This window comes from Phormidesmis sp. 146-12, assembly GCF_052939495.1.
This window is the reverse complement of record NZ_JBJPHS010000006.1, coordinates 26,489-41,494: the sequence shown is the minus strand read 5'-3', so window position 1 is coordinate 41,494 and position 15,006 is coordinate 26,489. Positions and strand designations below refer to the sequence as shown.

Sequence of the window (15,006 nt, the reverse complement as noted above, 5' to 3'; positions counted from 1 at the left end):
CCCAATGCTTCGTAGGTTGGTGTTGAGCAACGCGAAACCCAACAGCAGCCTTTCTACCGTTGCTAACGTTGGGTTTCACCAGGTTCAACCCAACCTACCTGAAAAGATTTGTCAGTCAATCAGGGGTGAGGGCAGAAAGACTGTGCGACACAATTGGGATGCTTCCCTTTTTAACATCCAGTGATACATAATGAAACCGATTCAAACAGCAATAGACGAAGCACGCGAAGCTCTGCAAGCTTCAATTGTTTACTATCAGAAGGCCCCTGTTGGAACAATCGCCGCCTGTGATCCAGGAATGAGTACACTCAATTATGACCAGTGTTTTACTCGTGATTTTGTCGTTTCTGCTTTAGTCTTTTTGATGCAGGGCGAAGTTGAAATTGTTCGCAATTTTCTCACGCTGACTCTAGAGCTTCAAAGTCATGAAAAGCAGTTGAATTGCTTCAAACCAGGTCAAGGCATCATGCCTGCTAGTTTTAAGGTAGCCTCTAAAGGAATCAGCGAATTTATTAGTGCCGATTTTGGTGAACAGGCGATCGCTCGTGTTGCGCCGATCGATTCTTGCTTTTGGTGGCCCATCTTATTACGCGCTTATGGGAAAGCCACAGGTGATCTAACCCTGGCTCACAAACCCGAATTTCAAGAAGGTCTCCGACTGATTCTTGACCTGTGTTTAACTCCTCGATTCGACATGTTTCCCACGCTTCTAGTTCCTGATGGCTCATTCATGATTGACAGACGAATGGGAGTCTATGGTTACCCACTTGAGATTCAGAGTTTGCTATATGGAGCGCTGCAAGCCGCTAGTGAGCTACTGCTACCTGATGAGAAGGGGACACTCTACTTACAAGCTATTCGCGATCGACTCAGTCATCTCGCACATCACATTCGTACTTACTACTGGCTAGATTTAGATGGATTAGAAAAAATCTACCATTACCGAGTCGAAGAGTTTGGCGAGTCAGTTGTTAATTGGCTTAACATCTATCCTGGCACAATTCCAGATTGGTTAGTAGAGTGGTTGCCAGAAAAAGGCGGCTACTTTGTCGGAAACTTAGGCCCTGCCCAAATGGACTTTCGCTTTTTTACTCAAGGCAACTTGCTTGCGATCGTGATGTCTCTAGCAAGCCCACAACAATCCCACGCCATCCTGGACATGATTGAGTATCGCTGGCACGATTTAGTTGGGCAGATGCCGATGAAGCTCTGCTTTCCAGCAGTTGAAGGGCAAGATTGGCGGTTGATCACAGGGTGTGATCCCAAAAATACTCCCTGGTCTTACCACAATGGAGGGAGTTGGCCCGTGATGCTGTGGCTACTCACTGCTGCCGCTCAGAAATGCGGGAGACCAGAAATCGCTTGTAAAGCGCTGGCAATCGCTCAAAATCGACTAGCGCGAGATCAGTGGCCCGAATACTACGATGGAAGACAAGGGCGATTAGTTGGTAAAGAAGCCAGAAAGTTTCAAACCTGGACGATCGCTGGATTCCTGGCAGCACAAAAGCTATTAGACAATGTTGACCACCTATCGCTAATCAGTTTTGAGCAAGAACCCGTACCCTTGATCTGCAATACAGGACTAGACTTTGTTTTTTAAGTCGCAATAAGATGCCGTTAATAATGGTGCAATGGCTGGTTGACTGACAAAACTCCTGAAACCCCGATGCTTCGTAGGGCGTTGAGCAACGCGAAACCCAACAGCAGCCTTTTTACCGTTGCTAACGTTGGGTTTCACCAAGTTCAACCCAACCTACCTGAAAAGATTTGTCAGTCAATCAGGGTGCAAGGGTCTGCGCATTATCTATCAGCATAAAATCCATTAGCATAAATTCTTTTGCATGAAAACTTCTACTTTCGTCAAGAGCAAAGGGCATCTCCATAAAACCTGCCAGGCATCTTGGCAAGCTGCGAAACAATGGTTTTTGAGTACACCTGAAAGAGCGCTCGATCGGGCTTACAGCGCTGCACTCCTGATTAAGTCTCTTGAGTATGAGAGCTTTGAGGCTAGTAAGATTCCAAATTACTCCACCGAGTCTATGGTTCAAGCAAACTTTGGAAAGTTTTTGAGCATCATCCATTTGAGACTCGCCGAATTTAAAGCAAGCCACTCAATGCTGGGGCATCCAAATTTTACTTGTGCAGAAACACTCAAGCGCATCAATACAAATGTTGAGAAGCTACAAATTATCGATGAAGTACTCGATCAGTATTTGATTGAACAACATTCAAGGATATTACCTTTGTTTCAGAAAAAAGGGCCAGCTCAATCGCGAACCTACTCGTCATCTCCCATCACGATCGATGTTCAGGCGACTAAAATTCCTTACTAAAGTCTTCTCTCAATGTTGCGGCAAAGACAAAATTTTGGTCATGATTGCTTTATTAGGAGAACTCGCTCATTGTGATAGCAACTAAAGTTCAGCAGGAGACGATCGCGCATGATCTTTCGCCCGGAGGAGAACGCTGGGTCTTGTTTTCCACCATTCTTGCCTCCAGCATGGCTTTTATTGATGCCTCTGCCTTGAATGTTGCTTTACCCTCTTTACAAAAAGATCTTCAGGCAAGTGGAATACAACTACTGTGGATTGTGAATGTCTATCTGCTAATGTTGGCTGCACTCATTCTAGTTAGTGGGTCACTCGGTGATAAGCTGGGACGCAAAAAAGTATTCATGGCAGGAATTAGCCTATTCATTCTGGCATCTCTGGTTTGTGGGCTAACGCCGACTACCGAACTACTCATTGGGGCACGAACTATACAGGGGATCGGCGGTGCAATGATGATTCCTGGGAGCCTGGCAATTATCACCGCTACGTTTAGTTCAGAAAAGCGAGGACAAGCGATCGGCACCTGGTCAGCAGCAACGACGATCGTCACGATCGCGGGGCCAGTCTTGGGCGGCGGTCTCTCAGATATTGGACTCTGGCGCGGCGTGTTTTTGATTAACCTACCGATCGGATTGATTACACTGCTCATCCTTCACCTGAAAGTTCCAGAAAGTCGGGATGAAACCGCTTTTTCTCAAATTGACTACCCAGGCGCAATTCTGATGATGGTAGGACTGACAGGACTCACCTATGGCTTTATCTCTCTGCCCAAATTGGGATTTAGCAATCTGCATAGCTGTGGATCACTACTAGTCGGCACCTTTACGCTAGTTCTTTGCGGCATCGTCGAAGCTCGTAGCGCTCACCCAATGTTGCCCCTTTCCCTGTTTCAGTCGCGCACCTTTAGCGGTACGAATCTTCTCACCTTATTTCTGTATGCAGCCTTTAGTGTCGGCCCTTTTTTCCTCTGCCTCAATCTAGTAGAAGCACAAGGCTATCGACAGGCGATCGCGGGACTTGCCGATCTGCCCTTTGCACTCATGTTAGCCGGACTATCGCCCTGGGCTGGAAGGTTAACCGATCGCTATGGATCACGACTACCCCTGATGATTGGCCCTTTTTTGACTGGGCTGGGGTTTCTACTGCTGGCGATCGTCGGACTCACTCACGGATCTGCTGACTACTGGACTACTTTTTTCCCTGGCATCCTTGTTTTTGGGCTAGGAATGGCGGTGACGGTTGCCCCTTTGACCACGGCTGTAATGGGATCGGTGCCCACACACTATGCCGGAACTGCATCAGGAATTAACAATGCCGTAGCACGGACGGCAGGAGTGTTAGCGATCGCGATTGTCGGTTCGATAGCACTCAGTACCTTTGCAGAAGCATTGACCACTCACACGGCAAGTCTCAATCTATCCACCGAGGTGCAAATCGCACTCCAAGCAGGAGCCAGCCAATTTGGACAAGCGATCGTCTTGCCAGACCTTGCGCCACAAACACTCAATGCTATCGAAATAGCCGTTAAGTTAGCTTTTGTGGATACTTTTCGGGTAGTTATGTTGATTTGTGCAGGCTTGTCTTGGGTGAGCGCGACAATGGCGGCATTGTTGGTCGATCGTTAGCAGTTGAGCATCTACCAAACTACACTCTAAGCGAGTCGGTAGATTCCAACCCTGTACCAAGGATTGATGAATCCAGCGCCAATGGATCTTGAGATAGCGACTGCCGCGCAACCAATGCGGGTCAACAAAATGAAGATATCCAGATTCGATCCCTTCAGTTCCCACTGCACTGAGATAGAGCGTCGCGATCGCTAAGACAAGACAGAGGCGAGAGAGCATTTGAGCCTAGCGAATCTGTAAGCACTCAAGTTGAAAGCCATTCGATTTGTCATCAAGAAATCCTGCTTCAATCTCGAAACGAAGCCCATATTCGACGGGTGGGGCAACCCAGATTTAGACTTTTCAAACATCCCCTAAAACGATTTTTTCTGCAACCTGCCGCTGGTAGGCTGTAGTAGCCAGAAAGGGAACTTTAATGGGGATACACTCCCCGTACTCATCCAACCTATGCGCCTGATCTTGCTTGACCTGCCATTCTTGATGATCAAAGGATTGCTGACGGTTCTGGTTTTTTTGACTCCAGTTCTGGGCGTTTGGCTGGCATCGTCGCTTGTTGCTTATACAAACGGGCCGATCGAGCTAGCCGTCTTGTCAGGCATTCTGTTATTTCCCCTGCTCCCGATCGCCTGGGACTTATGGGGCAGAAAACGCCGTCAACGCCGTCCGCAGATTATCACCTGCGGCGATCGCATTATTTTGCGAACCCTATTGCTCAACCTCGTCTTTTTGGGCTGTCTACTTGCCCTACGCCCGCAAACAGCCTTTCTAGCGCTGTCCACTCGTGGCGACTGGATGCTTGACGGCAAACAAGGTACTCAAGTTGAATGGGTGCGGCGATCGCTCTTTCAGGCGGCTAATCGGTTGGAGTGGTTGTACCTTGCAGTTCATCAAAATCCTTATCAACAGTATGCAGACAGTCGCGAAGTTCGACCTGCTTCTGACCCCCAAATCTCTCCTCAACCCAGCCCCCTTCCTACCGCACCGTCTCAGCTTGAGCAGCCAAGTTCAAGTCCGTGGCCCTGGGCTAACACCCAGATTCATCCGGCGATCGCCACTCTCCCGGCCAGTGTGGAAACCAGCATTGCGTCGGTTGCTCAGTATATTGCTCAACAGGAGCGCGATCCATTTCTGCGGGTCAAGGCTTTGCATGACTATGTAGCCGACCGCATTGCGTATGACGCGCCTTCCTACTTTGCAGGGCGTTACCCACCTCAAGATGCTGAAACGGTGTTTACCCGACGGACAGCGGTTTGTGCGGGCTATGCCAAACTTTTAGAAGCGCTGGGAAACGCGATCGGGGAGGAGATTGTCTACGTCGTCGGCGATGCTCGGACTGAAACGAGCGATCTCAATGGTCAGTCACACGCCTGGAATGCGGCAAAGGTGAAGGGCACCTGGTACTTAATCGATGCGACCTGGGATAGTGGTTCTGTAGATGCTTCCGGGTTCAAAAAGGGATACCGCGCAGACTTTCTGTTTCCACCGCCCACCGTCATGTCAATTAGCCATTTTCCCCAAGAAGTCGCGTGGCAACTACTCGCAAAGCCGCTGTCGCGGGGTGAGTTTTTGCGTCAGCCAATGCTGCAACCACAGTTTTTTGCTCAAGGGCTGAAGCTGATTTCGCCGACGCGATCGCAAACAGATGTGTCAGGTGATCCGGCGATCGAGCTTGAGAATCCGCAGCGACGATGGCTCATGGCAACCTACAGTGCCAAAGGCAGCAACCAATCTCAACGCTGTGTCGAGCAAACCAGTCAAGGTTTACAGCTCTCTTGTCCTTTGCCCAGTGCTGGAGCTTATGAGGTGGCGCTGTTTAGTGGAAAGCACCAGTATGGTCAGTACGAGTATGTCGGGCAAATTGAGTTTAATAAAGGCTAGATCAATGGCTGAATTGAGTGATGCACGACAGTAGAAAATTGGGCATTGCTGAATGCAAATATGAATTGCCCTCCTCACGAAGTGGGGCACAGCCCTCGCCAACCCTTCTCCCTAGGGAGAAGGGAGCCAGAGTTCTTGTTCCCTCTCCCAAAGGGCGAGGGTTAGGGTGAGGGCAAATCTAGCATTTCATATTGCAATTCAGCAATGCCGAAAATTGATCCCTTGCAACCAATGCAGATAAATCGTCGCCCATTCTGGAAAAGGTAATGCCAAGCGTGGAGAAGATGAAGTTGGATAGCTCAGTTGCACTAGCAATGGTTCGATTCCAGCTTTCTCGACTGGTTGAGCAGTTTGATGTAATCTGCTGATTGGTGTCCATTTACGTGACACTGTGATCAAGCATCTCCCGAAAATATTGCTGGTATAACTGACAACTGACGATCGCTGCGTTGCCCGATTGTTGAATTAACCCCATGCTGGTCAACTTGTGAGCGAGAGTTGATTCCGTGTGAATCGGCTCAGTCGTACTTAAAAGTTTCTTGAAAGCATGAGCTAAGGCTGGCTGTTCCTGAAGCGTGACCCAGTGACGCTGTAGATGATGTTGATAGATGCCTGTTGAAGTCGGCGCAACTTCGAGCAATCGATCGAGCGTAAACTCTCCTCGGCTCAGGTAGTAGAGTGCAACGTGGATCAGGGCCGGATGTCCGCCAACCAGGTTCATGAGTTGATGGGCTGCGTTGCTATTGTCCCAGTTGAGATGATAGCGTTGCGCGAGTTGTTGGACTTGCTCCAAACTAAAGCTCGGTAACTGGACAGCAAGCCCGACGTTGAAGGGAGACTGATTTAGTTGGAGCGGTACATACACCTCGGTCGAATGAGCCATGATCAGCCGAAAATTTTGCCAGATGGGGAGCCGTTTGGCTTCTTCATACCAGGAGCGCAACAAAGGTAAGACATCCTGAGCAACGGTTGGATGTTCAAAAATACGGTTTACTTCATCTAAGGCTAAGACTAGCGGCGCATTGAGTTTTTTCAGTAGATAATTGCGAAAGTAGAGCGTGCAGCTTACTTTGCTGCCAACGTCATCATCCCAATACTCATCAAGTTTGGGTTCTAGCTGTAATTGTCTGGATACACTGACGCAGAGCCAGCGCAAAAACCGATTCAGATCATTGCAGATGGCCTGATCGATCTGCCCCAAAGAAAGGTAAACCGTGTGATATTCCACCTGATCAAGCTGATGCAACACCTGTAAGAGCAAAGAAGTTTTTCCCATGTCTCTAGGGGCTTTCACTCGTACCAATGCTCCGGGTTTTTGGAGTTCTTCAAAGACTTGGGTTTCGATCGGCGGACGGGCAATGTAGAAGGGAGAGTTGACCGCGATCGGGCCGCTAGGAAAGGAGGGCAACGATAGGGCAGCAGTGGCGGCAATCGGAAGCGTGTATGAGTTAGGCGAACTAGTTAGCGAATCAGTTTCTGAGGTAGACTGAGGCACAGACTGAGCGACAAACGATTCTAGAATGATGCGACAGTTTTTCTTGGTGAGACGCTGACCTGTCAGTTGAGAAAGTCGATGTAGCATTTCTGGTGCAACAACATTCGTCAAATACCCAGGACTGTAGCCGATTTCGTCAGCAATCTGGCTATAGGTCTGATACTGCCAGATTCCCTGTAAAAGCAGCGTTTCTGTCGAATTTAATGGTCGATTGTTGCAAGAAACTAGTTTGTGGTTGAGAGTCTCAAAAAGATTATCTAGCTTCATATCTAGTTTCATATCCAGCTTCATGGAGAATTGCCCCTCAGTGGATGAATGTGTCAGTCTTAAACCAGCAGTGACCACAACTTATTTCGCCTACACTCCGTAAGTCAATCACACTAAAAAGTGATTTATGAGTTTCTTCATGAGATTTTTTATGAGGTTGCTGGGTTTAATTATCAAGCATAAAGGATTAAATGGGAAAGGGGTTCCTAAAGGCGTGAAGAAGGGAGATAGCTGTGTAACATGAATCACTATCAAGTTGGGGGCAGCCTCCGTTGGGATGATCCAAACTATGTGCAGCGACAGGCAGATATCGACCTCTATCACGCCTTAAGTACAGGTCAGTTTTGCTACATCTTCAATGCTCGACAAATGGGCAAATCTAGCTTGATGGTGCGGGCCTTTCATCAACTTCAGAATCAGGGGGTTGCCTGTGCTGCGATCGACCTCTCTCGCATTGGGAGCCAGAACGTAACCCTGGAGCAGTGGTACAAGGGATTGGCGGTTGAGCTTTGGCAAGCGTTTGATTTGGTACAGTCGGTCAATTTGAAAACCTGGTGGCAGGAGCGGCAGGATCTTTCTTCGGTGCAACGATTGGGACAATGGATTGAAACTGTACTCTTAGTTGAAGTTACGTCTGCAAATCATTCGCGTCCAAATTTAGTGATTTTTCTCGATGAGGTCGATAGTGTTTGTAGTTTAGAGTTCTCTATACAAGATTTCTTTGCCCTGATTCGTGCTTGCTATAACCGTCGCAGTCTTCAACCGGAGTATCAACGGCTCACATTCGCTTTTTTGGGGGTGGCAAGACCTTCAGATTTGATGACTGATTCTCAGCGAACGCCATTTAATATTGGTCAGGCGATCGCGCTTGATGGCTTTCAGTTATCCGAAGCTCAACCATTGGCGCAGGGCTTAACAGATGCGGTCAATGATCCTCAACTAGCACTTCAAGAAATTTTGACATGGGCGGGTGGACAGCCTTTTCTAACGCAAAAATTATGTCGGTTAGTTGGGGAATCGCGACCCCTTGCGGGTAACTCGAAGAGATCGACTTCAGAAATGGACGATTTAGAAATAGACGATCGCCAGCACATTGCTAAGGTTGTGCAGCAGTGCATTCTTCAATCCTGGGAATTTCAGGATGAGCCAGAACACTTGAGAACGATTCGCGATCGTGTGTTGAGCAATCCGGAGCGATCAACCCGACTACTCGGACTGTATCAGCAAGTGCTAGATTCAACAGTCCCTTTTGATGGCAGCGATGAGCAAATTGAGCTTTTGTTATCTGGGCTAGTGTCCAATCAGCGAGGGCAACTTGTCGTCAAAAATCCGATCTATCGAGCCGTTTTTCATCCAGATTGGGTGAGCCAAAAACTTGCTTATCTTCGCCCTTATGCGCCGCTTTGTGCTGCCTGGGTTGCCAGTGGCAAACAAGATACTGCCTGCCTATTACGGGGTCAAGCGTTGCAAGATGCACTCGCCTGGGCATTGGGAAAAAGTCTCGCGGATCAGGACTATCAGTTTTTGGGCGCAAGTCAGGAGCTTGCCAAATGGGAAGCCCAACTCGCATTAGAAGCTATTGAACAGGCAAATCACATTCTGGCAGAAGCCAGACAGAAAGCCAGTCAGGAGGTTCCTAAGCAGCGAATTCCCTTTCACTGGATTCCTAAAGTCGCGATCGCAGTTACAGCGCCCGTTCTATTGCTCCGAGTTCTGGGATTGTTGCAAGGCTGGGAGTTGGATCTGTTTGATCAGTTTTTGCGGTGGCGACCTGTAGAACGGCGCGATGAACGAATTGCCATTGTTACGATCGAGGAGTCTGATCTCAAGCAATTTGGCTATCCGATTCCCGATCGTGTCTTAGCTCAAGCCATTAATGCGATCAAAGCACAGAAACCACGAGCGATCGGCTTAGATAACTATCGAGATTTGCCTGTCGAGCCAGGACATTCAGATCTGGTGCAAGTCTTTCAATCTACGCCAAATCTATTTGGGATTGAGAAAGTTGTCGGGAGTCGAGTCGCAGCGCCTCCTATGTTGCGCCAATTGCGGCAGGTTGGTTTTTCTGATCAAGTTGAGGACAGTGATGGAACAGTGCGTCGAGCCTTGTTGTCGGTCTCGTCCGAAGATAACATTCAGTACAGTTTATCTACCCAACTCGCACTACACTATCTAAAATCTGACAAGATCACGCCTGAGCCATTAGATTCAGAAGGTCAACGCTTACGTCTGGGTAAAGTAATTTTCGAGCGACTAGAACGCAATGCTGGCGGCTATGTCAGTGCAGAAACCGGGGGGTATCAAATTCTTCTAAACTATCGCGGGACACAAGCAAATTTTGCCACATTCTCTTTGCAACAAGTTCTGAAGCGTCAAGCCCCATCAGAAAGTTTGCGTGAGAGCGGAGACGCTCCACTTCGTGACTGCGTTGTTTTGATTGGAACTACCGCAGAAAGTGTCAAAGATGTCTTTCAAACGCCTTTTAGCGATCGCTGGTTTGGTGCATCTCAGCCAATGCCCGGAGTTGTGTTACACGCCAACATTGTCAGCCAGCTTTTGAGTGCTGCTCTAGAGGGACGACCGCTGATTCGCCCCTGGTCTGAGCCCCTGGAAGGCATATGGATTCTAGTCTGGACAGGAGTTGGAGCCTTGATTAGCTGGCGGTTCAAATCTCCAATTCAGTTGGTGATGGGGACAGTGTTAGCCAGTGCTGGACTTGTGGGAGGATGCTATGGGGCATTTCTATTGGGATGGTGGTTGCCTGTTGCGCCTGCGTTATTGGGATTGTGGGGAAGTGCGATCGCGCTATGGCTTGTCACAAATAAACAACTGGATCACCTGCGATTTCGGCATACTCTGACATTACTTTTGAGAGCCAGACAAGACTATCCAACGGCTGGACGCATTGCGATCGAGTATTTGAAGCAATCGGAAACAAAGGAAAATCAGGCAGCGATCGACCAGCAATTAAAAGAGCATTAGTTGTTCTTATATGAGATTTTGTATGAGATTTACGGATTTTAGTCTCGTCAACTTTATTCTAGGATTGTTGATATGAAGTAAGTAGAGGCTGTAGTAGTCATCCAATTAAACTATCTCAAACTTTGACATGAGCTGAGAAGCGATTCGATAAAAAATCCACCATCTTGAAAAATAACTTACTTATTAGGAGAAGGACAATGAATTTTCAAGCATTATTAACACTCATCGTGACATGGCTCTTACTAACAGGCATTGAATCTGCATCAGCGCGACCTGCGATTCAGAACATTGCTCAATCCTCAAGTCAGCTAGAACGCTCCAACGGTCTGAATGCCCCGATTTTCTTTAAGCCACCGCCACAAGAAGGAACACCGGGCACTACTAGAGGAGCAGGCTCACGGGACGATCGACGATGTTCCCAAGATAGTTCACTCTCTACCAATCAAACGGCTGAGAAGTCCTCCCTCACTGCTCTTGTTCCCAGTGATCACTATGGCTTGACCTGGTTAGCGCGCCCCATGTTTTGGGTGTATGTGCCACAGACCTCTGCTCGTCAAATTGTTCTCAGCATCAAACAGGGCAATCAGCATCATTCTCAACGCTTTGTCCCAATTACCGGACAACCAGGCGTGATCGGCATCCAAGCGGCTGAGGATGCGCCGCCTCTAGAAGTTGGGAAAACTTATCAGTGGGCGATCGTGCTTGTGTGTGGCGATCGACCTAGCCCCAATGACCCGGCTGTATCTGCCTGGGTTCGTCGAGAACAACCTACTAGACAACTCAGTTTACAGACTACCTTGCAACAAGCCGCACAATATGGCAAACAAGGAATTTGGTATGATGCCCTGACGACTCTAGCAGAAGCTAAACGATCGCAACCCAACAATGCAGATTTAGACAAAACCTGGGCAAGCTTTCTGACCCAGCCGACCGTCGGATTGGCAGCGATCGCCACAGAGCCGCTGCGGTAGTCCCAGTAAAGAACCACTGCATCACTCAGGCAATAGGCTAGTTCTCAATTCTCGCAGGGCAACTCCTGTACCGCGTTCTGCTGCTACTTGCAAGCAATGAGCCACGATCGTCTTGATGTCCACATTGGGAAAAAACTGGCTCGTTTCTTGTAGGGTATATTCGCCATTTTCCAGCCAATGGATTAGCAACCGATTCTTTTTGAACAGCCACACCTCTGGCACTCGGTAAGGCAGATAGTCAACTGCCTCGGTGTAGGTTGTCACATCAATTTCAATCACTAAATCAGGGGGTGGATCGCTTTGCCAGTCGAGGCGGTCTTTACCCACGGCTGCTTGCCAATTGTCGATGTAGAAGCAATAATCTGGCTCAATGCCACCTTCTTCAGGCACTTCCATTGTGATCGGAGTGAAGGCTTCATAATTGCGATCGTCCCGATCTAGAAGGCTCTCTACAATCCTGGCAAGCAGATGCGCTTCTCTTCCGTGTCGGGGCATTGGACTCATCAGTAAGATTTCTCCGTCACGGTATTTAATTCGAGGAATGGAGCCATCGCCTCGGCTGTCTCTGAGGGCACAGTAGTCTTGCCAAGAACCGGGCATCCGTACAACGGTTCCGGGTGGAAGCCGAATTTTGTCTCGTGAAATGACTGCATACATAAGCTGTCCTCTTGCACACGAAATATCATATCTCTAGCATGGCACAATCTACGTCTGCGTAATCAGGGTTATTGATCGGATCGCTCATTCCCTACAAATGGCAACAAACAAGTCAGTGGCAGAGAAGTTTGAGAGATTGCACCCGGACGATCGGCAATTAGAGTAATTCCTCCGTCCCGATCGCGAATCCATCCTTGTGCTTCTACGATCGTTGGCACCGATTGAGGAATTGAGGATTGAGATTGTCCCGTCGCGCGATCGTCTAACCAAACTCCGTTGCCCATCAATGGCTGTCGTGGATCTTCTGGTAATCCGCCGTTCCCAGTAATCGAAAACGAATTGCCTTCATCTGCTGGACAACCGCTGGCAATCAATCCGCTTGTGTCTCGCAGCTCTGTGGCTAACTGCACTAAGCCTCGACTCGGATCAACATCAGGGGTATTTAGGGTAATGGTGCCACTGATGCCAAATTGAGAACTCGCAGTAATGTCACTTGAGGATGTTTCTGCTGAACGAGGCTCAATCCCGAACAGTCCTTGAGTGGTGATGCGAATGTTGCCGCCGCGCCCCGTGAAGGCATTGGCAGAGATATTACTGTTTTCTTGCGGCACAGCGACAATCAGATTGCTGTTCAAAGTGATATTGCCACCATCTCCGCCTGCTTGATCTGTTCCTGCTGTGGTGGAGATGAAACTCCCGCGCCGTAACAGCAGCAGGGCAGGCACTTGCAGGGTGATGTCGCCTCCTTGCCCCGATATTGTTTGTGCCTGAATCGATCCCTGGTTGTCGAGACGAAGTTGACGGGCTGCTACCTCTAAGTTGCCTGCTGCCCCTTGGCCCTCAGAAGAGGCGGATAATTGCGCCCCATTTGTGATGGAGAATCGCTCGGTATCAATTGCGATCGTTCCTCCCTGACCGATGCCTCTAGATTGCACCTGGCTATAAGCACCGCTGTTAAATCCATTGCTGCCTGTTCCATCAAAAGACACGGCATCTCTTGCCATAATCGTGACATTTCCGGCATTTCCTTGTCCAAATGTGTCAGTACCCACTCTCCCACCATTGGTAAGAGAAAGCGTCCCTGTGATGATGCTTACATTGCCTCCCTGACCACTGCCTCCAACTCCCACCGTACTAAAAGCACCACTATTAGCTTGAATGATGCTGTTCACCCCATCAAAGGACACAGCATCTCTCGCAGTAATCGTGATATCTCCGGCATTTCCTTGCCCAAATGTGCCAGCAAACACTACTGCCCCGTTGGTGAGAGAAAGCGTCCCTGTCGTGATGCTGATATTGCCACTATTTCCGATTACTTCAGAATCCGCCACCGAGCTAAAAGCGCCGCTGTTAGAGCTGTTAGCTCCTTCGCTAGCTACCCCATCAAAGGACACGGCATCTCTCGCAGTAATCGTGATATCTCCGGCATTTCCTTGCCCAAACGGACCAGTATTCACCTGTGAGCCGTTGGTAAGAGAAAGTGTGCCAGTGGTGATGGTGACGTTACCTCCCTGACCAATGCCGCCAGATCCCACCACGCTGAAAACAAGGCTGACCGCATCCAAGGACACGGCATCTCTCGCAGTAATCGTGACATTTCCGGCATTTCCTTGCCCAAACACGGCAGTACTCACGACCGCCCCGTTGGTGAGGAAGAGCCTACCCGTGGTGATGTTGGCATTTCCGGCATTGCCCGTGCTACCGTCTAAAACTGCATTGGAGATTACCATTTCATCAAGGTTAGTGGCTTCTGTGGCATTGATGTCAATGTCTCCTGCTTGAGCCTCTACAGATCCTAAATCTTCTGCGATGCCTGCGCGTATGCGTGTTCCGCTCCCAGTTCCTAGCAGGTTTCGAGCGGTAATCGCAATGCTGCCACCGCCACCAGAACGAACATTGACGATCGCATCATTCCCGATCGACACATCCGCCCTCGCCAATCCATCCGGTACACTCAACCGCCATTCCTGCCCCTGCTGCCTTAGTCCCACCTCACCCGCTGCTGCCACACCTGCCAATTCTACCCGTCCTCCAGGTGCTAACAATTGCCCGCCATCAATCGCGACATTGCCACCTGTCAGGTTTAAGGTTTGACCATTCGGAACCTGTAAAGTTGCGCCTTGCGGTTCCTGCGGAGTTGCGCTTCGCGCTAATCGTACTTCCCCCACACGACTTCCATACTGCAACCCGATCGGCACACCGATCTCCAGCAATGGCGGAGCTTGAGGAGACGTTGCACTAAACTCAAATCCATTCGCAAACGTGAAACTCTCTGCTGTACTCGCTAGAAATGATCCGCCAAGTTCTAATCGAGCATTTGCACCAAATAGAATTCCGTTTGGATTGATTAAAAATAGATTGGCAGTACCATTTGCACGAATTAATCCGTCAATATTAGAAAGATTATTTCCAGTAACGCGAGTAATGATGTTTGTGATAGTCGGAGCATTGTTAAACGAGGCGCTGCCACCTGTGGGAATTGAGAACTGTTGAAAGCTGTGAAATAAGTTGTTTTCTCGGATTGCGCCGCCATCGATTTGAGAATCAAGATCGCCGGAAACTTGCGATCTCGAAGAGATATCTGTCACCACAGATCGCTCTCCCACAGGCAAAGTCTGATCTGGCACAACTTGAGCTACAGAACGATTAGCGCAAAGCGCAGTTCCGCAGGAACCGCCCCACCCAACGATAGTCATCAGCCCCAATACCAGCATCCAAAACCGAACCATAGTGCATCCTCAATCATGTGCTTTAACGGGACTCTTTACGCTGGCTGGATCAGCGGTTGCTTCGCAGTTGCG

At 49.0% G+C, this 15,006-nt stretch carries 9 protein-coding genes; 6 read left to right on the top strand and 3 right to left on the bottom strand.

The window, feature by feature from the left end:
* Window positions 1–190 precede the first annotated feature (190 nt).
* The 4 genes from ACKFKF_RS04495 (at window position 191) to ACKFKF_RS04480 (ending at window position 5,833) form a co-directional block, all read left to right on the top strand.
* Window positions 191–1,600: a glycoside hydrolase 100 family protein gene (locus ACKFKF_RS04495; RefSeq protein WP_446866582.1), complete on the top strand. Its 1,410-nt coding sequence runs from the start codon at window positions 191–193 to the stop codon at window positions 1,598–1,600.
* Between the two features lie 241 nt (window positions 1,601–1,841).
* The gene (locus tag ACKFKF_RS04490) at window positions 1,842–2,333 is read left to right on the top strand and encodes a hypothetical protein (RefSeq protein WP_446866581.1); all 492 of its coding nucleotides are present in this window, start codon (window positions 1,842–1,844) and stop codon (window positions 2,331–2,333) included.
* 71 nt (window positions 2,334–2,404) lie between these two features.
* A complete protein-coding gene (locus tag ACKFKF_RS04485; RefSeq protein WP_446866580.1) occupies window positions 2,405–3,955 on the top strand; it encodes an MFS transporter in 1,551 nt (516 codons plus the stop codon).
* A 447-nt stretch (window positions 3,956–4,402) separates the two neighbouring features.
* Window positions 4,403–5,833: a transglutaminase domain-containing protein gene (locus ACKFKF_RS04480; RefSeq protein WP_446866578.1), complete on the top strand. Its 1,431-nt coding sequence runs from the start codon at window positions 4,403–4,405 to the stop codon at window positions 5,831–5,833.
* 379 nt (window positions 5,834–6,212) lie between these two features.
* Here the strand turns inward: ACKFKF_RS04480 and ACKFKF_RS04475 are convergent, their stop codons facing one another.
* Window positions 6,213–7,595 (bottom strand): AAA-like domain-containing protein, encoded by a 1,383-nt coding sequence (locus tag ACKFKF_RS04475; protein ID WP_446866577.1) that lies wholly within the window; start codon window positions 7,593–7,595, stop codon window positions 6,213–6,215.
* Between the two features lie 240 nt (window positions 7,596–7,835).
* Between ACKFKF_RS04475 and ACKFKF_RS04470 the strand changes: the two genes are divergently transcribed.
* Together ACKFKF_RS04470 and ACKFKF_RS04465 are read left to right on the top strand one after the other, a co-directional pair.
* Window positions 7,836–10,577, top strand: a complete 2,742-nt coding sequence (locus ACKFKF_RS04470) for a CHASE2 domain-containing protein (protein WP_446866576.1) — start codon at window positions 7,836–7,838, stop codon at window positions 10,575–10,577.
* A gap of 197 nt (window positions 10,578–10,774) precedes the next feature.
* Complete coding sequence (locus ACKFKF_RS04465) at window positions 10,775–11,548, top strand: DUF928 domain-containing protein (protein ID WP_446866575.1); 774 nt, start codon at window positions 10,775–10,777, stop codon at window positions 11,546–11,548.
* Between the two features lie 21 nt (window positions 11,549–11,569).
* On the opposite strand, the gene ACKFKF_RS04460 is transcribed toward ACKFKF_RS04465, so the two are convergent.
* Together ACKFKF_RS04460 and ACKFKF_RS04455 are read right to left on the bottom strand one after the other, a co-directional pair.
* Complete coding sequence (locus tag ACKFKF_RS04460; protein WP_446866573.1) at window positions 11,570–12,205, bottom strand: Uma2 family endonuclease; 636 nt, start codon at window positions 12,203–12,205, stop codon at window positions 11,570–11,572.
* Window positions 12,206–12,273: 68 nt separating this feature from the next.
* A complete protein-coding gene (locus ACKFKF_RS04455; protein ID WP_446866571.1) occupies window positions 12,274–14,934 on the bottom strand; it encodes a two-partner secretion domain-containing protein in 2,661 nt (886 codons plus the stop codon).
* Window positions 14,935–15,006: the final 72 nt, after the last annotated feature.